At 67.1% G+C, this 18423-nt stretch carries 15 protein-coding genes and 1 pseudogene; 4 read left to right on the top strand and 12 right to left on the bottom strand.

Translation table 11 applies throughout. The features are described 5' to 3' along the window. The 12 genes and pseudogenes from EI291_RS22450 to EI291_RS22395 form a co-directional block, all read right to left on the bottom strand. Nucleotides 1-298, bottom strand: a pseudogene (locus EI291_RS22450) (hypothetical protein); the annotation flags it as partial. A 112-nt stretch (nt 299-410) separates the two neighbouring features. Beyond that, nucleotides 411-1658, bottom strand: coding sequence for a glycosyltransferase (locus EI291_RS22445; protein ID WP_125424531.1), 1248 nt, complete (start codon nt 1656-1658; stop codon nt 411-413). Further along, entirely contained in the window at nt 1651-2280 is a 630-nt protein-coding gene (locus EI291_RS22440) for an acyltransferase (protein ID WP_125424530.1), read from the bottom strand. The genes EI291_RS22445 and EI291_RS22440 overlap by 8 nt, the downstream gene beginning before the upstream one ends. A gap of 34 nt (nt 2281-2314) precedes the next feature. Beyond that, nucleotides 2315-3232, bottom strand: coding sequence for a glycosyltransferase family 2 protein (locus tag EI291_RS22435; RefSeq protein ID WP_125424529.1), 918 nt, complete (start codon nt 3230-3232; stop codon nt 2315-2317). Nucleotides 3233-3371: 139 nt separating this feature from the next. Beyond that, complete coding sequence (locus EI291_RS22430) at nt 3372-4856, bottom strand: O-antigen ligase family protein (protein WP_125424528.1); 1485 nt, start codon at nt 4854-4856, stop codon at nt 3372-3374. 86 nt (nt 4857-4942) lie between these two features. Then, nucleotides 4943-7054, bottom strand: a complete 2112-nt coding sequence (locus EI291_RS22425) for a GumC family protein (protein ID WP_125424527.1) — start codon at nt 7052-7054, stop codon at nt 4943-4945. Beyond that, complete coding sequence (locus EI291_RS22420) at nt 7051-7836, bottom strand: TolC family protein (RefSeq protein ID WP_170172769.1); 786 nt, start codon at nt 7834-7836, stop codon at nt 7051-7053. The genes EI291_RS22425 and EI291_RS22420 overlap by 4 nt, the downstream gene beginning before the upstream one ends. 17 nt (nt 7837-7853) lie before the next feature. Further along, nucleotides 7854-8675, bottom strand: a complete 822-nt coding sequence (locus EI291_RS22415) for a sugar transferase (protein ID WP_125424525.1) — start codon at nt 8673-8675, stop codon at nt 7854-7856. Nucleotides 8676-8710: 35 nt separating this feature from the next. Continuing rightward, nucleotides 8711-9091 carry a response regulator transcription factor gene (locus EI291_RS22410; RefSeq protein WP_125424524.1) on the bottom strand — a complete coding sequence of 127 codons (381 nt, stop codon included), beginning with the start codon at nt 9089-9091 and terminating at the stop codon, nt 8711-8713. 59 nt (nt 9092-9150) lie between these two features. Next, nucleotides 9151-10263, bottom strand: coding sequence for a glycosyltransferase (locus EI291_RS22405; RefSeq protein WP_125424523.1), 1113 nt, complete (start codon nt 10261-10263; stop codon nt 9151-9153). Then, nucleotides 10253-11497, bottom strand: a complete 1245-nt coding sequence (locus EI291_RS22400) for a glycosyltransferase (RefSeq protein WP_125424522.1) — start codon at nt 11495-11497, stop codon at nt 10253-10255. Before EI291_RS22400 ends, EI291_RS22405 begins: the two co-directional genes overlap by 11 nt. A gap of 47 nt (nt 11498-11544) precedes the next feature. Next, nucleotides 11545-11949 carry an Hpt domain-containing protein gene (locus EI291_RS22395; RefSeq protein ID WP_125424521.1) on the bottom strand — a complete coding sequence of 135 codons (405 nt, stop codon included), beginning with the start codon at nt 11947-11949 and terminating at the stop codon, nt 11545-11547. 255 nt (nt 11950-12204) lie between these two features. Here EI291_RS22395 and EI291_RS22390 point away from each other — a divergent pair, with 255 nt between their 5' ends. The 4 genes from EI291_RS22390 to EI291_RS22375 all read left to right on the top strand — a co-directional run. After that, on the top strand, nt 12205-12927 hold the full coding sequence (locus EI291_RS22390) for a LytR/AlgR family response regulator transcription factor (RefSeq protein ID WP_170172768.1): 723 nt from the start codon (nt 12205-12207) through the stop codon (nt 12925-12927). A 323-nt stretch (nt 12928-13250) separates the two neighbouring features. Next, nucleotides 13251-14375 (top strand): sensor histidine kinase, encoded by a 1125-nt coding sequence (locus EI291_RS22385; protein WP_125424519.1) that lies wholly within the window; start codon nt 13251-13253, stop codon nt 14373-14375. Further along, nucleotides 14372-15163, top strand: coding sequence for a LytR/AlgR family response regulator transcription factor (locus tag EI291_RS22380; RefSeq protein WP_125424518.1), 792 nt, complete (start codon nt 14372-14374; stop codon nt 15161-15163). Before EI291_RS22385 ends, EI291_RS22380 begins: the two co-directional genes overlap by 4 nt. A gap of 897 nt (nt 15164-16060) precedes the next feature. Next, the coding region (locus tag EI291_RS22375; RefSeq protein WP_148103449.1) for a right-handed parallel beta-helix repeat-containing protein at nt 16061-18423 on the top strand (2363 nt) is incomplete at its 3' end.

Genomic DNA, 18423 nt, shown 5'->3' with positions numbered 1-18423 from the left:
CGTTGGCCACGGTCACCTGATCTTCCAGGATGGCGTGGCGGCCGAGCTCGAAGGCGTGGAAAGGGATCAGGTCGCGGCGGGCGCGGCGCACCAGCGAGCCGGGGGCGTAGCGGTGCACCAGCGGGTTAGCCAGCCAGCGCACCCAGATGCGGGGCCGGGCGCGGCGGGGCTGGAACAGCAGCCAGCTGGCCAGCTGCTTGAGCCGCGGGCTGCCCTTGATGCGCGCCGACAGGCCCGACAGCAGCCCCGATAGCCGGCCGGCCGGAGTGGCGGAGTTCAGCGTAGTTGTGAAATGCATAACAGCAGAAAAAAAGAAGCGGAACATCAGCGGGCGGCGCGCAGGCCGCGCCAGCAGCCGAATGCAAAGCAGAGCAGGGCCGGCAACGCCACGATTTCCCAGGGCATAGCGGCTAGCGAACGGGAACGGCTGCCCCGGCACTGCCCGTCCGGACGGCGTGCGGGGTGGGTAGAAACGAGTGGCGGGCGCGCTTCAGCCGCAGCAGGGCCAGCACCATAGCCCCCAGGGCCCGCGGCAGGTGCAGCACGGCCCGCGCCACCGGCCGGCCGTAGAGCCGGGCGGGCAGCGCCAGCAGCAGCGCCAGGCCCGTACCCAGCAGCAGCCCGGCCCAGAGCAGCGGCGGCGGCCCCGGCGCCAGCCCGGCGGCCCGCAGCCCGGCCGTGAGCAGCAGCAGTGCCCCCAGCAGCCCCAGCAGCAGCAGCCGCGGCAGCAGCGCCGACTGGATAATCTTATCGGTGAAGGCGTGGTTGCCGCGGCCGAGCTGGTGCAGCCCTTCCCGACCGTACTTGCCCAGAAACTCCCACTGCGCGGCCAGCCAGCGGGTGCGCTGGGTGCTGAAGGCGGCCGCACTGCCGGTCTTCTCATCCAGCACGTACGCCGTGGGCAGGTAGGCAATGGGCTGCCTCTCGCGCAGGATGCGGAAGTCCAGCTCCTTGTCTTCACCGCTGGTCTGGCCGATGTCCCGCAGCAGGTGGCGCAGGTAGGCATAGTCAAAGGCCATACCCGAGCCGATCAGCGAGGCCGGCAGCCCCAGGCGGGCGTGGCCCAGCCGGAAGATGTGGTTGTTGATTTCCTCGTTGCAGGCGTCGAGCACGGCAAAGGGCGAATCCAGGTTTTTGGCCGTGCGGTGGCCCTGCACCACCCGGTAGCCGGCGGCCAGCGCGGCCGCCACCTGATCCAGGAAGCCGGGCACCAGCACGTTATCCACGTCCAGTACCACAGCCGCGTCGAAGGCGGTGGGCGGCAGGGTGCGTAGGGCCGCGCTGAGCGCCTGGCCCTTGGTGCTGCGCTCGAAGGCTACTTCCACTACGGTTACCCCCCCGGCCCGCAGCGCGGCCAAGGTGGCGGGTCGCAGACTGTCGGCCACCACGCACACCTCGGCCTCGCCGGCGTAGGCGCGGGCTTGGGCAAGGGCCAGCGGGGCCGTTTCCAGCACCACGGCGTCGGCGCGGTAGGCCGGCAGCAGCACGCACAGGCGGGGCGGAGTGACGGCCGGCGCGGGTACTGCGGGCACCGGCCGGCGGCGGGCGGGCAGGTGGCCGGCCAGGGCAAATACCAGCAGGTAGACCACGTTGAACACGGCGTAGGCGGCGGCTACGTACAGCGGCAGGCTGGCCAGCAGCAGCAGGATCTTATTCATGGCGGAGGTGTCTGATAACTTTGGCGGGCACCCCGGCCACCAGGGTGTAGGGCGGGACGTCCTTGGTTACCACCGCTCCGGTGGCCACTGAGGCCCCTTCGCCGATGTGCACGCCCCTGAGGATGGTGACGCGGGTGGCAATCCACACATTGTTGCCGATGCGGATGGCCCCCGACTTGCCGGCCGTTTCGTAGCTGCCGGCCTGGTGGTAGTCGTCATCCAGCAGCACCGAGTAAGGTCCGATGCGCACGTTGTCGCCGATGTCGATCAGGTGGCTGGCCGACAGGTGGGCGCCGTTGATGCGGCAGCCTGCGCCCAGGCGCAGCACCGCCCCCCGACCCACAAACAGCTTGGTCTGCTCCACGTCGGAGAGAATGCGGACCCGGTCGCCGAGGATGAGGCGGCCGGCGTTGCGGTAGCGCGGACGGCCCTTCACCGAGACGCGCCGGCCCAGCTCGGCCCTGCGCAGCCAGAGGCGGGCGGCGGCCACGCTCAGCAGCCCATCGGCCAGGTCGCGCAGCAGCGGCAGCAGCAGGGCCGCGCCAGTGACGTCGGGCTGCTGCCGCCGCACTACCGCCAGGCGTTGGTGAAGTAGGGGGCGCAGGATTGGAATGGCAAGCATAGTGCGGGGGAATTAGATTATAGGAGCAGGTGAATCAGGCCGGCAGAAACCGGTTGCGGTGCACGTGGCGGGCGCGCAGGTGCCAGGCCAGGCCGCGCCACATGGCCTGCAGGTGGTCGGCCTGCCGGGCCAGCGCAAAACGCAACGTGTGGCGCGGTACGGCCAGCAGCAGGAAGTAGAGCACGCTCACCCAGAACTGCCCGCCGCGCAGGTTGCGGCGCATGAACAGCAGCCGGTTGCGGAACATGTAGTGCGTCTGCAGCACTGAGGCCCGCCCGATGCTCACCGATTCCTTATGGTGCACGGTGGTGCTGCCCACGTAGTGGCACTCGTAGCCGGCGCGCTGCACCATCTGGCACCAGTCGTGCTCCTCGTAGTAGAGAAAGTACTGCTCCGGCATTAGCCCTACGTGCTGGATGACGGCCCGCGGCAGCATCATGGCCGCGCCGTGGGCCAGGCCGGTGCGGCGGCTGGCGTCGTACTGGCCATGGTCGGCCTCGCGGCTGCCGATGGTGCGGCCCCGCCCCGTCCAGGGGCTGATGCCCCGGCAGCCGGCGTACTGGATCAGCCGGTTGGCCGAGTAGTAGTAGCGGATTTTGGGCGAGGCGATGCCGGCGCGGGCATTGGTTTCGAAAAGCTGCACCAGCGGCTCGAGCAGGCCGGGCTCTACCTCGGTGTCGTTGTTGAGGAAGAGGATATACTTGCCGCAGGCAGCCGGCAAAGCCAGGTTGTTGCCGCCGGCAAAGCCCAGGTTCTGCGCGGAGCGGATAAGCTGCACTTCGGGAAACTGCGCGGCAATGGGCCCGGGGTCGGCGGTGGGCGAGCCGTTATCCACCACCAGAATTTCGTAGTTGGGGTACGTGAGCCCGCGCAGGGAGGCCAGCAGCCGGCAGGTTACGGCGGGCTGGTTGTAGTTGACGGAAACGATGGAAACGAGCGGCAGCGTTGACATGAAGGAAAGCTAGGTCGCTGCCCGGCCGCTTGCCCGAAAGTTTACCTGATGCCGGCTTTCCGGACCCGAATCCCGCTTTTTCTTAACTAAAGATCCTCTGCGGATCCGCTCCCGCTTCGCGCACTCCCCGAGTCTGCGCCTACCGGGCCGCTTCCGGGGACCGGCTCTCTGCCGGCTCACCTACCCCTGCGGGTCCGGTATCAAGCGAGGGGCCGAGAAAGACAAAGGCCCAGCCCAGGTAGACAATCATGGCAGTGGGCATCTGGTTCATCACCTCGTTGCCGTAGCTGCCCATGAGCACGCCGAAGTAGCCGGCCGTAAGGGCCAGCAGCATCTGGCGCAGCTGCGGGTTGCGGGTGCGCCATACAATGCCGCAGCTTTTGCCCAGGATGTAGAGCATCATGCCTAGCCAGATCAGAAAGCCCACGATGCCGTACTCGGCCCAGATTTTCACGAAGTAGCTGTCGGGGGCAATGGTGGAGAGGTAGTTGCCCGCATTGTACTTCTCGCCCCACATGCCGATGCTGCCCACCCCGCCCCCGAAGGGCCGGGGGGCCAGGTACTCGCGCAGCTTGGCCTGGTTGCGCAGGCGCACCTGCAGGGAGGCATCGTTGGGGTCCAGGGAGGTGCGCATGCGCACGATGCTGGCGTTGCCGTTGCCAATGGTGGTGTACTTGAGAATGCCGAACGCTGCCCCGGCCAGCAGCCCGCCCAGCACCAGCACCTTGAGCTGCCTGCTCAGCACCAGCCACATAAACACGCCCGCAAGCAGCACCATCATGGCCCCGCGGGTGCCCGAGAGCAGCATTCCATCCAGGCACAGCGCGGCGGCCAGCCCGAACAGTACCCGCTGCCACCACCGGAAGGGCCCCACGGCCAGCACCAGGCTCACTACCGCCACGTGCGCCTGCGAAGCCCCGAACTGGGCCGCCTCGCTGTAGTACGAAAACACCCGCAGCACCCCGAACAGCACGTGGGTTTTGGCCGCGCCCGTATCCAGCCAGAGCTGCTCGGCCGTATCGGGCCCGAGGAATTTCTGCTTGAGGCCGTACAGCGCCCCGGCCACCGAAAATCCCAGCACCAGCCCCAGAAACAGCCGCAGATCCTGCCGGCGGTAGAACAGCAGCATGGCCAGCGGCACGCTCAGCACCCAGTAGAAGGTGGTGCCGCGCATCTCGTAGTACCAGCCGGCCAGGCTGGCCCCGGCGGGGTTGGCTACTTCGAGCAGGTTGATGACAAACCAGGCCAGCCCCAGCCAGCACAAATCATTGCGAAGCCGGCCCCACTGTACCACCTCGCGCGAGCGGTGAAACAGCACCGCTACCCACGTGAGGAGCAGGAGCCCGTCGATGCCCAGCCCGAACGGCACGCCCTTGATGTGGCGGTTGATGGTCATCACCAGAAAGCAGTACCCGATAAAGGCCAGCACCCCCAGCCGTGGCCGCCAAAACAGCGCCACCAGCCCAAAAACCGCCAGCGGCAGCCCCACCAGCGCCACCGGCACCAGCACCCCCAGCCGGCTCGTGAGCCAGCCCATTGCCACTGTAGCGGCCGCCACCGCCAACCCCTGCAGCCAGCGGCTGCGAATCGCGCGCCGGGCACTTGTGCTAAGGGTAGCGTACATACTCATCAGGCAATATAAACGTCAGATAATCTGAGGAAAGCCGGGGAAAAAGTAAGCCAGTGGTTCCGGTAGTGGCAGCGGCATGCTCACGCCAGAACCTCGCGGCCATCGAAGGCGTCCACGCCGGTGAGCACCACTTCTACCGAGTAGGCGGTGGCGGCGCGCAGGCCCTGCAGCGCCTGCTGATCCTTGGATTCCCAGCGGCGGTCGGCGCGCAGGGCCAGCACCACCACCCTGACCGGGGTCAGCAGCGACACGGGGTAGTCGTCTTCGAGCAGGGCGGGCAGCTCCAGCAGCACCAGCTCGGCAGCGGCGGCGGCCGGGCTCAAGTCGGCTAAAGCGGGCAGCTGCACGGCGGCCCGGGCGGCATCGTAGAACTCGGCGGCGGCCTCCGGGTTTGGCGTTTCGGGCGCCAGCCCAGTGCCGGCGGGGTACAGGGCCACCGTGCGCAAACCCAGGGCGGCGCATCGGGCTGCCAGAGCTTGCGTGAGACTGGTTTTGCCTTCGTGGCGGCGGGTACTGGCCACGGCCACAACAAAGGGCTGGCCGGGCGCGGCGCTGCCGCGCTGGCGCAGCAGCTGCCGGGTCAGGTGATGGAGGCTGCTCTGCTCGTAGGTGCCGGCGGCGGGCACGGGAGCCAGCGGCATGGGCACCACGCCCAGCACCGGCAGGCCGGTGTGGCGGGCGGCAATTGAGGGCTTGCGCAGGCTGCCGTCGAGCAGGCCCGCGCCCAGCACCAGCGCCGCCACGAAGAAGAAGCCCCCGAAGGCCCCGCCCGCCAGCAGCAGCTTGCGCTTGCCGCTCCTGGGGTGCAGGGGCCGGAAGGCCGGGGCCACCACTTTCAGCTCGGTCGTCAGCTCGTTGTTCTGCTGCGAGGCCTTGCTGTCGTTGAGGTGGTTGAGCAGCACTAGGTAGGTTTTCTGGGCCAGGTCAATTTCCCGCTCGATGATCTTGAGCGTGGCGCCTAGCGGGGCCATTTTGTGGTATTCGGCCATGAACTCGCCCTTGCGCTTCTGCATCACGGCCAGCTTGGCTTCGTTCTCGGTGGCCGCAATCAGGTTCTGCAGCCACTGCTCCAGCAGGCTTTTGCTGGGCATGCCCTCCACAGTGCCCACCTGCGCGTAGTGGGTGGTAAGGGTGGTGTGCATGGCGGCGGTGGTAGCGGCCACCTCGGCCCGCAGCGCCGGCACCAGGGCCGAAGAGCTGCCGCCCTCGCGCTGGCGGGCAAACACCTCCTGGTTAGCCAGCTCGGCCTGCAGCGCCTCAAGGCGGTGGCGCTGGCCCAGCAGCTCGCCCGAGCTCAGAATGGCGGCGGCCCGGCCGGCCAGCTTGCCGTTCACGGTCCGCAAAGCGGCGCGGGCGGCGGCGTACTGCATCTCAATCTTGTTGATGTCGGAGTTGAGGTACTCCCGCTCCCCGGCAATGTACTTGGTCTGCTCGTAGTAGTTGATGATGTCGTTGTCCTTGTTGAAGGCCAGAAAGCGGCTTTCGGCGGCGCTCAGGGCGCGCAGGGCCTTATCGGTTTCCCGCTCGTAGTAGCGGATTACGGCCTGGGTCTGGTCGACGCGCAGGCCGCGGTACTGCTCGCTGAACACCTGGGTGGTGAGCTGCAGGGTGTGGCGGCACACGGCCGCGTCGCCGGCCTCGTACTCCAGCCGGATCAGGTCGCTGGAATTGATACGGGCGGCCGCGACCCGGCCCAGGGCTTCCACCGAGTACACGTCGTCGTGGGAGTTGAGCAGGCGGTAGAGCTCGTTGTCGTCGCTGGCGGCGGCGTAGGCCCGCACCCGGCGCAGGGTTTCGGGCAGCGTGGGGCCGGTGAGGCGGGCGCGCAGCCGGACGGGCAGCAGCTCGTGCAGATGACTCAGGGTGGGCCAGCTCAGCAGCTGCGCATCCAGCGAGTCGCCCAGCTGCAGGTGGTGGGCCAGCAGGCGGTAGGCCACCTCCTCCCGCGTCTCGCGCGACTTGATCAGGGAGAGCAGGTTATCGAAGGCGTTGCTGGTGCGGAAAAAGTCGCTCTCGGCGTTGCCGCTCAGCGTGTAGCCCGAGGCAATGCCGGTGTAGATGGTCATTTCCGAGGCGTACACCTTCTTCTCGTGGCGGGTGAAGAAGAAGATGGCCCCCGTTAGCAGCAGGGGCACGCCCACCAGGGCGTAGCGGTAGCGCCAGAGCTGGCGCAGGGCATCGGTGAGACTCATGGCTGGGCAAGTAAATCGGCCACTTTGGCGCCGGTGACCTCCTCCAGCAGCAGCAGGGCGGTGGTGTAGGAGCTGGCGGCGCTTTCCCGGTCGATGCTGGCGTTGATGAAGCGGTCCTGCATCAACGAGAGGTCGGCCAGGGTGGCCTCCCCGGTGCGGAACTGCTTTTCGGCCAGCTGGGCATTGAGGCTGGCATTCACGTAGCTCTGCTGCCGCAGCCCCAGCACCCGGTGGGCCAGCAGCACGGCCTGGTACAGGTCGATGACGCGCTGGCGCACGGCGTCGCGCCGGCTTTGGGCCAGGTACTCCAGGCGCTGGCCCTGCAGCTTCTGGCGGGCAATCTGGTTCGGGCGGCTGGCCAGGCGGTCCAGCGGCAGGTTCAGGTTGAGGGACGTAGCGTAGTGACGGGCCGAGTTATCGGTGCGCACGGGCACCACGCTCGGGTCGGCCAGCGCCACGTTGGCAATGTTGCCGTAGCCGAGGCTGTTGGTGAGCACCACGCTGCCCAGAATAGCCTTGCGGGCAATCTGCAGGTCCTCGCGGGTCACGGCCCGCTCGGCTTCCAGGGCTTTTACCTCGGCCGAGTGGCGCACGGCGGCCGCCACCAGCACGGGCAGCGTGAGTTCCGGCTGATCGAAAAACCGGATTTCCCAGGCGGCCCGCCCGGCCTCCGGTTCGGTCAGTCCAGCGCGGCCGGGGGCAGGACCGGCCGCCGGGCGGGCACCCTGGGCCGCCGCGAACCGGCCGGCGCACAGCAGCAGGACCAGCAGACAGAGGAGCATGGGTTTGTGCATGGCCGTCAGACGTTTTCCTGCTGGAGCAGCGCCGGAATGGTGCGCAGCAGAATGGTAAAATCGGTGCGCAGACTGGGGTGGCGGGCGTAGGCGTTGTCGAGTTCCTTGCGCTCCTGCTCCGAGAGGCCGCCCGCCTTGCCGCGCTTGCTTACCTGCCAGAGGCCGGTCAGGCCGGCCGGGGCCAGAAAGCGCAGGGCGGCTTCATCGGTGGTCAGCTTCTCGGCCTCGTAGAGCGGCAGGGGGCGGTTACCCACCAGGCTCATGTCGCCGCAGAGCACGTTCCAGAGCTGGGGCAGCTCGTCGAGGCTGGTGTTGCGCAGAAAGCGCCCCACCCGGGTAATGCGCGGGTCGTTGGCAATCTTGACGAAGGCCGCCGCCCCTTTTGCCTTCTGCAGCCGGCGGTGCAGCTGCTCGCACACCGGACGGCCCCGCTCATCAATCAGCAGGCTGGCGCAGCGGCCCGGAGCGGCCCCGCAGCCCGGGCATGTACCCTCGTTCGGGCCGGGGGCGGCGTCCGCGGGGGCGGCCGGGGCGTACTGGTTGCGGGCCTGCATACCGCTCAGCAGCTGGTCGGCATCCACCCGCATCGAGCGGAACTTCCAGAACCGGAACACCCGGTAGCCCTGCCCCACCCGGGGCGCGGCGTACAGCACCGGCCCGCGCGACTCGAGCCGGATAAGCAGGGCCACCAGCAGCAGCAGCGGGGCCAGCAGCAGCAGCGCAGTAGTAGCCACCGTCACGTCAAACAGACGCTTGAGCACGGGCGTGCCGCCCACGTAGGTGCCGCCGGCCAGGGCAGCGGATGCGTTCGGGGTAATGAGGTGCATGGCTTTCAGCAGCTAACAGTGGATGATGGGAACACTCAGGTGCGGGGCTGCCGGCGCAGCATAGCCTGCAGGCGCAGACCCAGCTCCTCGGGGCTGAAGGGCTTGACCAGGTAGTCATCGGCCCCGTGGCGCAGGCAGCGGATCTTGCTGCTGGTTTCCTCCAGGCCCGAGAGCACCAGCACCGGCACATGGCGGTGCAGCGGGTGGCGGCGCACCTGCTCGATAAAGGCGGGCCCGTCCATCACGGGCATCTGGTAATCGGCCACGATGGCGTCCACGGCGTGGCCGGCATTGAGCCACTGCAGGGCCAAGGCCCCGTTAGCCCGGGTTACCACCGAGTATTCGGCGCTGAAATAGTGCGTGAGAATGAGCTGGATGGCGGGCTCATCATCGACTACCAGTAGCTGTTTTTTCATGACTGGGGCAGTTAGGTGTGTGAAACGGGGCAGTGGGGAAGAGAGAAATGGCCCGGAACTCAGGCGGCGTGGCGGCGGTAGAGAGCTTCCACCTGCCGGGTCATGGCGTGCACGCTGTAGCCGGCGTGCACCGTGCGCTCGGCCTGGGCGGCCAGCGCCGCCCGCAGGGTGGGGCTGGTTACCAGGTGGGTCAGCGCGGCCGTAAGGGCGGCGGGGGTGGCGGGGGGCACCAGCCAGCCGTTGCGGCCGTGGGCAATTACCTCGCGGGTGCCGTCGACGGCGGTGGCCAGCACCGGGCGGGCGCAGGCCATGGCTTCCAGCACCCCGATGGGCAGGCCCTCCCAGAGCGAGGGCAGGCAGTACACGTCCAGGGCGCGCAGCACCTGCGGCACATCCTGCCGAAAGCCCACGAAGCGCACCCGTTCGGCCACGCCCAGCTGCCGGGCCAGGGCCTCGGCCGGGGCGCGCAGCTCCCCGTCGCCCACCAGGGCCAGCACCACGTCGAGGCCGGCGGGCAAAGCGGCCACGGCCCGGATCAGGGCCAGCGGGTCTTTCTGGGCGGTGAGCCGGGCCACGCAGCCCACCAGTACGGTGTCAGGCCCCACGCCCAGCTCGGCCCGGAAGCCGGCGTCGGGCGCGGGCCGGAACCGGGTCAGGTCGATGCCGTTGCGGATGACCGTGGCCCGGGCCATGCGGCTGAAGGCCCGCCCATCCTGGTAGTTGCTCTGCGAAACGCAGATGGTGCCGGCGGCCTGCCCCATCAGCAGCTGCTCGCTGAGCTGGCGGTAGCGCCGGTGCAGCGGGTTTTGGTCGGGGTGAAACGACCAGCCGTGCACCGTATAGAGCAGGGGCAGCCCCCGCCGCCGCGCCGCCCAGAACGTGTTCGACTGGGCCCGGGTGCCGTGGGCGTGCACCAGGTCGATGCGCTCCTGGCGCAGCAGCGCTTCCACCCGGCCCCAGCAGCGCACGTCAAACGGTACTTCGGTTTCGATGACGTGCACCGGCACGGCCAGCTCCGCCAGCCGGTCCACGAGCGGGCCGGGCGTGAAAGCCAGCACCACCGGCTCAAACTGCCGCTTGTCGAGGGCCTGCACCAGGTCGAGCACGTGGGTTTCGCCCCCGCCGATGCGGCCCTGGCGAATGGTCTGGAGTACGCGGATTTTAGCAGGCATGGCGCGGAGCAAACGGGAGGTGGGAAGCAGTAGGGGCCGGGACCGGGCCAGCGGTCAGGCCCAGGGCGGCGGTGAGGCGGGCCACGCTGGCGGCCCAGGTGTGGCTCCGGGTGAAGGCCCGGCCTCGCTCGGCGGCCTCCGGCGGGCGTGGTTCCAGCGCGGCGCTCAGGGCCGTCAGCCAGCCGGCGTAGTCGCGGGGCAGGGCCACGTAGTCGGCGAAGAGCTCCATGGTGCGGGTGTAGGTGGCCACCACCGGCTTGCCCATGGCCAGGTACTCGTCAATCTTGAGCGGGTAGTTGCCCTGGGTCACCTCGTTTACCGCCTGGGGGTTCAGGCACACGTCCAGGTGCTGCACGTAGGCGGGCAGCTGCTCCGGCGGCTTGCGGCCCAGAAAGTGCACGTTGGGCAGCCCGTGCAGCGGGCTGCGCCGGAACTCCTCGTCCTCGGGGCCCACCAGCACCAGGTGCCAGTCGGGGCGCTGGCGGGCCAGCTGCTCCAGCAGCGGCAGATCCAGGCGCACGGTCGTCAGAAAGCCGGTGTAGCCCAGGCGCGGGTGCGGCACGGCGGCTAGATCGGCGGGCTCGGCGCAGCCCGGGCCGGGCCGGTAGAGGTCCAGCTGGCAGCCCTGTCCGATGTCGTAGCTGCGCGGGGTAAAGCGGCGGGCGTAGTCGGCCAGGTAAGCTGAGTTGGTGGCCACCACGTCGGCCTGGATAAGCAGGCGGGCCTCGGCGGCCGGGCCGTGCCGGCGGAAGTAGGGCACGGCCAGCATGTAGTCGCGCAGGTAGTACACCAGCCGGGCAGGCCGCAGCCGGTGCCGCAGCTCCGTGGCCGGAAAGATGATGCCGTCCACAAGCAGCGTAGTCTGGTCCAGCCCCAGCGTCCGGCTGGCTTGCCGGATGCTGCGGGCCAGCAGCCAGGCATTCAGGTCGTTGAGCCGGGCAAACAGTCCGGCCCAGGGCACCCGGTTGATGGACAGCAGCAGGCAATCCGGGGTGAGCACCCACAGGTTGGGGCCAACCTGCTCCAGGCCGGAAGTGCGGCCCAGCAGCCGGCGCAGCAGCGGCCTGACCGGCCCGCGCCACAGACGCTGCACCAAGGTGTTCAGATCCAGTGGCAGATTCACGTAGAGCACCCGATTGTGGGCCGAAAGCTCCCGGGCCAGACTGCGGGCGTTGGTGCCCAGCGGCAGGTGCCAGTCCTGCTGGCAGAGCATAATGATGTCTTGCTGATGCATGGGGCGGCGGATTGGGCGGCAGAGCAGGCCGGAGAAACCAGCGGGGATCAGCGGATAACCGGGGCGAATCTGTCGGCCCGGAGCTCCTGCTGAAAGGCCAGCAGCACCGGGGCTACCGCCAGGCGCAGGCGCCGCAGCCAGCCCCGCAGCTGCGCCCGAACCGGCTGTGAGGCGGCGGCCAGCTCCATCTGCCGCAGCAGGTGCGCCGGCTCCGGCAGGCCCAGCTGCCCCATGGTTGACTTCAGGCTGTGGGATTCCCGGACCACCCGGGTCCAGTTAGCCGCGGTAACGGCCGCTTCCAGGTCGGCCAGCCGCTCGGGCATTTCCTGCAGCACCAGCTGCTTGAATTCCCGGACAAAGCCGGCATCGTGGGCCAGGCGGCCCAGCGCACTCAGGTTGTAGAGCGGGGTGTGGTTAGTACACGCGGGCTCAGCGGGGTGGGAACTGGACATGGGCAGAGCAAACTAGGTGTGTGAATGGGGGCAGCGCAGGCGGGCGGGGGGCCGGGCAACGGTTTCCCGCCAACTCTGTTCTGAAGTTGGGTACCCGGCAGCGGCAGTGCCTGAATTTTTACTGAACTGCCCCCTCGCGTGAGTGAACTGGCCCAACCGACCGGTGAAGCTTACCCGCCAGGGGCCCGGGCTGGGTGGATTGCCGGCTTATCCGTATCATGGGGCCAGGTTAGTTATATGTCTACCGTTGAGCTTATGTCCGCCGCCCCGCTTTCCTGCATTATCGTCGATGACAACACCATGAACCGGCTCACCCTGGAGCAGTTCGTGCGCATCACCGCGGGACTGGAGGTGCAGGCCTCCCTGGCCGACCCGGTGGCCCTGCTGCCGCTGCTGGAGCAGGAGCCCTTGCCCCAGCTGCTGCTGCTCGACATCGAAATGCCCCAGCTCTCGGGCCTGGAGCTGGTGCGGCTGCTGCCCTCCCCGGGCCCGGAAGTGGTGCTCATCACCTCCCACGCCCAGTTTGCCGTGGATGCCTTCGCCCTGCGCGTCACCGACTACCTGCTTAAGCCACTCGAGTACGCCCGGTTTCTGCAGGCCGTGGCCCGGGTGCGGGAACGGCTGGCCAGCCGCCCGGCTCCCCCCCAGCCCGACTTGGACGCCGACGACACGTCCCTGTTTATCCGCACAAACAATAAGCTTGTACGCCTCGACTTCGACCAGGTCCTCTACATTGAGGCCATGTCGGCCTACTGCGTGCTGGTCACGGCTACGCGCAAGCACATCGTGCATGCCACCCTTAAGGCGGTTGAGGAACAGCTGCCCTTCGCCCACTTCCAGCGGGTGCACCGCTCCTACATGGTCAACACCCGCCTGATCGACAGCGTGGCCGACGGGCACCTGCAGCTGGGTAGCTTCGAAGTGCCCATCGGCAAAAGTTACGAGCAGGCCCTGATGGCCCGGCTGCGCAGCCTGTAATCTCTGGTGGTGCCAATTCAATTCAACGGACAGATCTACACTTGTTGGCCGCACGCAAGGGCATGACCAACTACTGCCAGGCCATGCTAGTGCTGGAGAGGCTCAACAGCCACGTACAGGTGCCGGGCAGCTGGGGAGCGCATTGTCGATGTGCACGAACAGCGCTTATTCGAACTGCTACAGCCCCACCTACCGGCGCTACTCACGGCCCAGCTATTCGTTTCAACCGACCGTTTCCGGCTGTCAGCACCATTTTGTTGGCCGGGTAGCCACGGACTCGCATCTTTGTCGCCGTTTAGTACTCTTGCCGCCGGGCGTTGTCGATGGGAAAGCTCTTATCTCGTGTTGCTGATTCGCCCCTGCGCTTTTACTTATGGCCGCATACCCGGCTGGCGCTTGGCGTGCTGCTCATTTACTGGCCCATCCGGCTCTACCAGAACGTACCCGTGTGGAGCGGCGCGGTGCTGCTGCGCAAGCTGCCTTTTTTCCTGGTGGAGGGGCTGCTCATCTTTGGTCTGCTGCTGGGCTGGGTACTATTGATGGACGGGCTGCAGGACCGGCTGGGCGGGACGGCAGCTAGCCTGCGGCGGCGGCTCCCCCCGTTAGTGCTGACCCTGCTGCTGGCGGTGGGCCTGGCCATACCAGTCAACGCGCTGTTCGGGCGCATTCACGCCCGCATGCAGCAAGGGCTCGAACACGAGCTACCCACCCTCGGGCGCGCCCCCGACGAGCCGGCCAACAACAACCGCCAGCGGCGGCGTATGAACAACGGCCTGACCGTGCTGGCCCTGCTCGCGGCCTTCTACCTGACGGCCAACCGGCGCTCGGCCCGGCTTATTCAGCAGCTGGGCCGGCACGCTGAACGCCTGGAGCTGGCCACCGTGCAGGCCCAGCTTGAGGCCCTGCGCAACCAGGTAAACCCGCATTTTCTGTTTAACAGCCTCAGCATCTTAGCCGCTTTGGTGGACACCGACGCCCGGCTGGCGGGGCAGTTCGTGGCCCGGCTGGCCACCACCTACCGCTACCTGCTGGAGCAGCACGACCAGGCGCGGGTGCTCCTGCGCACGGAGCTGGACTTTCTGGCGTCCTACACGTTTCTGCTCACCTTACGCTTTGAGGGCAAGCTGCTTGTGACCCTCGAGGTGCCCGAGGCTGCCCGCAACGGCTACGCCATTGCCCCGCTCACGCTCCAGCTGCTGCTCGAAAACGCAGTTAAGCACAACCGCCTCTCCGCCGCTGAGCCCCTGCGCGTGAGCATCGCGCTGGCTGGCAACTGCCTGCGGGTGGCCAACCCCGTGCAACGGCGGCTGGTGCCGGAAGCCTCCACGGGCGTGGGGCTGCAAAACATCATTGGCCGCTACCGGCTGCTCACCGACCAGCCCGTGCGGGTGACGGAAACGGACGGTTATTTTATCGTTGACTTACCCTTGCTGCCGCTGCTGCCATGAACGTGCTCATCCTCGAAGACGAACCGCGCAGCGCCGAGCGGCTGGCCGGCCTGCTCCGGCAGTGCGACCCCGCCATCCGGGTGCTGGCCCAGCTGCCCTCGGTGGCGGAGGGCCTGGCCTGGTTTGCCGCACCCGGGCAGGGCCCCGGCCAGCCCGGTCACCCCGACCTGCTGCTGCTCGATATTCATCTGGAAGATGGCACCGGGTTTCAACTCATCGAGCGGGCGCAGCTTACGCTGCCCATCGTTTTCACCACGGCCTTCGACGCCTACACCCTGCTAGCCTTCAAAACCAACAGCGTCGACTACCTGCTTAAGCCCGTAGCCCCCGACGAGCTGGCCGCGGCCCTGGCCAAGTTCCGGACGCGGCACGCCGCGCTGGCCCCCGACCTGACGGCCCTGCTGCGGCTGCTGGGGCAACTGCCGGCAGCGCCTCCCCCGTCCCCCGCCTACAAGCCGCGCTTCATGGTGAGCAGCGGCACGAAGCTGCGCAGCATTGAAACCGCCGACGTGGCTTACTTTTTCTTCGCCGACAAAGCCACCTGGCTTATGCCCCGCCAGGGCTCCCGCGTGGACGTGGAGTACAGCCTCGACAAGCTGACCGAGCTGCTCGACCCGGACCGGTTTTTCCGGATCAGCCGGAGCTTCCTCGTGGCGCGGGAGGCCATCGGTACCATTCACGCTTTTCCGGGGGGCAAGATCCAGCTCGAGCTACTGCCGCCGCCCCGCCAGGAGGTGTTCGTGAGCGGCGACCGGGTGACGCCCTTCAAGGAATGGCTGGGCAAATGAGCCTCGCGGGGCGGGCGTTCAACCTCGCAAACGCCCGCCCCAACCTGGCTTTTCCGGCACTCGACTCCTTTTATCATTAGGGGCGGCAGCGGCCCGGCAACTTTGTGTGATTCTCTCACCTACACTCCCGTTGCCATGAAAACCCGCTGCTTTTCCTGCTGCTTCTTGTCTTGTCCTAACATAGGTTGACCATCACTCTCCGTCAGCTGGAACACTTTTTTCTGTTTGGTAAGCAGACCCACGAGCTGGAGATGCGCCAGGTGGTGAGGGAAAATTACCTGCGCCTGGCCTACGATTACAGGACTTGCGGGAACAAGGCATCAGGTTGGTACGGGATGCCCTGTTTTCGCTGCTGGCAGCCGATAGCCTGCTGATCGGAGAAGCGCCGTCACAAGGACCTGACGATCTTCTCGGTTGCCGTCGCCGACCCCCTGGCCACGATGCACGCGCGACGTGCGTTGGAAATGCCCTTGCGACAGATCAGTACACGGTTAATTCACCACAGTAACCGGGGCAATCAATACTGCCGTCAGGAATCCCTGGACGCGCTGGCTCCCTTTCAGATCCGGGTCAGCATGACAGAGAACTTTAATCAGCGTGAAAAGGCCAGTGCTGAGCGCGTGAGCGGCATTCTTAAACAGGAATGTCTGAGCCCGCAACCGGTCTGCTCGGTGCGGGAGGCGGAGCAGCACCTGCGAGATGCCCGCGCCAGTTGGGGGTGTTGAGGAGCAGAGGGAAAAACCACTACAAGCCCGCCATTCCGGTGAGCATCAAATGAGCTGACTAAGAACTACCGCCGGAGTGCTTAACCCGGCGGCAGACTACTACCAAACGGTCGACTTTTTTCAGGATGAGGCGGCCTTCTCATCACTGCTGGCCTTTTCTATACCAAGTACTATGACTTCACATTTACGTTTGTTTTTCTTGGCCGGACTGCTGGCCGCGCCTGCCTTGGGTAGGGCTCAATCCATCAGCGGCACCCTGTTTGAGGACCTTAACTATGGTGGGGGAGCCGGCCGCAGCCTAACTGCGGCCAATACCGCCCTGGCGGGTTCGGCTGTACCGCTGACCGCGCCTGCTACGGTAGAGCTATACACCAGTGCTGGCACCTACATCAGCAGCACCACCACCAGCACCACTGCCGGCAGCCTGGGTCAGTACTCGTTTACGGGGCTGGCAGCGGGCTCCTACATCGTGCGGGTAGTCAGTGCTACTGTGCGCTCTACCCGGCCCGGCAGCGCTGCCGGCCTGCTGCCCGTGCAAACCTACGTAGTGCGCAACGGGGCCGCCGATGTCAACCGCGTTGGTGGGGAAACGCCCAGCCAGGCCGATGGGCCAGCCAATAGCGCCTCGGGGGTAGTGCTCCAGATTCAGGGCCTCAACCCCAACGGCGGCGACAATACCGCCTTCGTGGATTTGGTGCAGGTTCGCAACTCGTCGAACCAAGTGGTGGCGGGAGCCGTGGCAAACGACAACTTTGAAACGCCCAGCCTGGGCAACGGTGCGGCGTATAACCCTACCGGAGCCCAGTGGAGCTTTGTGGGCTCGTCGGGCATTGCCGCCAACGGCAGTGCCTTCAACTCCACGGCGCCCTCGGGCGGAGGCACGCAGGTAGCCTTTTTGCAGGGAGGCGGCAGCGTGCAGCAAAGCCTGCCGCTGGCGGCCGGCACCTATACCATTCGCTTCGTGAGTACCCAGCGGCCGGTTAACAACGCATCTTCCCAAACCGTGCAGGTACTCGTCAACGGTTCGCCCGTGGGGCAGATTCAGCCCGCCAACGGCTCCTACTCTACTTTCACTTCCAGTGCCTTCACGGTTTCGACGGGCAACCTGAGCACCTTCGCTGCCCAGAGCGTGGCGCCCGTTACGGTGAGCAGCACGGCCGTTACGGGGCTAGATTTCGGCTTCAACTTCGACGTGATTACGAACACCAACGACGCGGGCCAGGGCTCGTTGCGGCAGTTTGTCCTGAACGCCAACGCGCTGGACAATACCACGCTCCGGCAGCAGGGCCGCGCCCCGCGCCGCGAAACCTCCCTGTTCATGATTCCCGACGGTCAGGCCCACCCCGGCCTGCGGGCAGGCCTTGCCGATCAGCTCACGGGCTCCACCGGCCAGCGCGTGGCGCAGTTCTCGCCGGCCTCGGCGCTGCCCTCCATCACCGGGCCCGGCACCGTACTTGATGGCACCACGCAAACCACGCTAGTGGGCAACTCTAACACCGTGCTGCTCGGTACGGGTGGCACCGTGGGTACCGATGCGCTGGCCCTGAGCCAGGTAAGCGGCCCCGAGGTGGAGCTGGCTGTAACCCTGACCGGGGGCACTGCCCTCACCCTGGCGGCTGACTCCAGCACGTTGCGCGGCTTTTCGGTACACGGGGCCGCTTCGGGCGTGCAGGCAAGCGGCAACGGCCTGCTGCTGGAAGGCAATGCGCTGGGCATCACGCCAACGGCCGTGGGGCTGCCGGCCACGGCCCGCACCTCGGGTGTAGCACTGACCCTGAACGCGCCCACGGCCACTGTGCAGAACAACCTGATTGGCTACGCCGGCGGTTCGGGCCTGAGGTACTTGGGCGCGCGCACGACCACCGGGGTTGTTATCCGCAACAACGAGTTTGTGCAGAACGGGCAGGTTTCGGCCGGGGCGGATGGCATTTCCATTGGCGACAACGGCTCCGCCGTGGGGCCGCTGCTTATTGAGGGCAACCTGATCAGCCTCAGTAACAGCAGCGGTATTCAGCTGGAAATCGGCCGGCTTAGCAACAACCTCATCCGCAACAACACCATCAGCGGCAATGGCACGGGCGGCACCAACTCGCGCCTGGAGGGCTCGGGCATTCACTACCTGGCCCGCACCGGTACCGTTAACAGCACCAACACCGACCTGATTACCCGCAACGTAATAACCCGCAACCAGTCGTCGGGCATTGTGCTCAACTACGGCCAGCGCAACGTGCAGATCAGCCAGAACGCCCTCTTCCTGAACGGGGACGGCTCCATTGCCGGGGCGGCCGGGCTGCTGTCCATCGACTTCACCGGCCCCAACGGCCGCGTGGGGGGCGACGCCAACTACGGCCAGGGCGACGGGGTAACGGGCAACGACGGGCTGCTGGACGTGGCCGGCACCCCCACCTCCCAGATTCCGCCCTACCGCCAGGCCAACGGCGGCATCGACTACCCGGTAATTACCAACATTTCCAAGGACAGCAACAACCGCCTGCGGGTGCAGGGCTACGTGGGCTCGGCTGCCGGCCAGCCGCA

This window comes from Hymenobacter rigui (genome assembly GCF_003944715.1).
GTDB classification, from domain to species: domain Bacteria; phylum Bacteroidota; class Bacteroidia; order Cytophagales; family Hymenobacteraceae; genus Hymenobacter; species Hymenobacter rigui.
The sequence above is the reverse complement of the archived record's forward strand: the minus strand, read 5'-3'. Positions and strand labels throughout refer to the sequence as shown.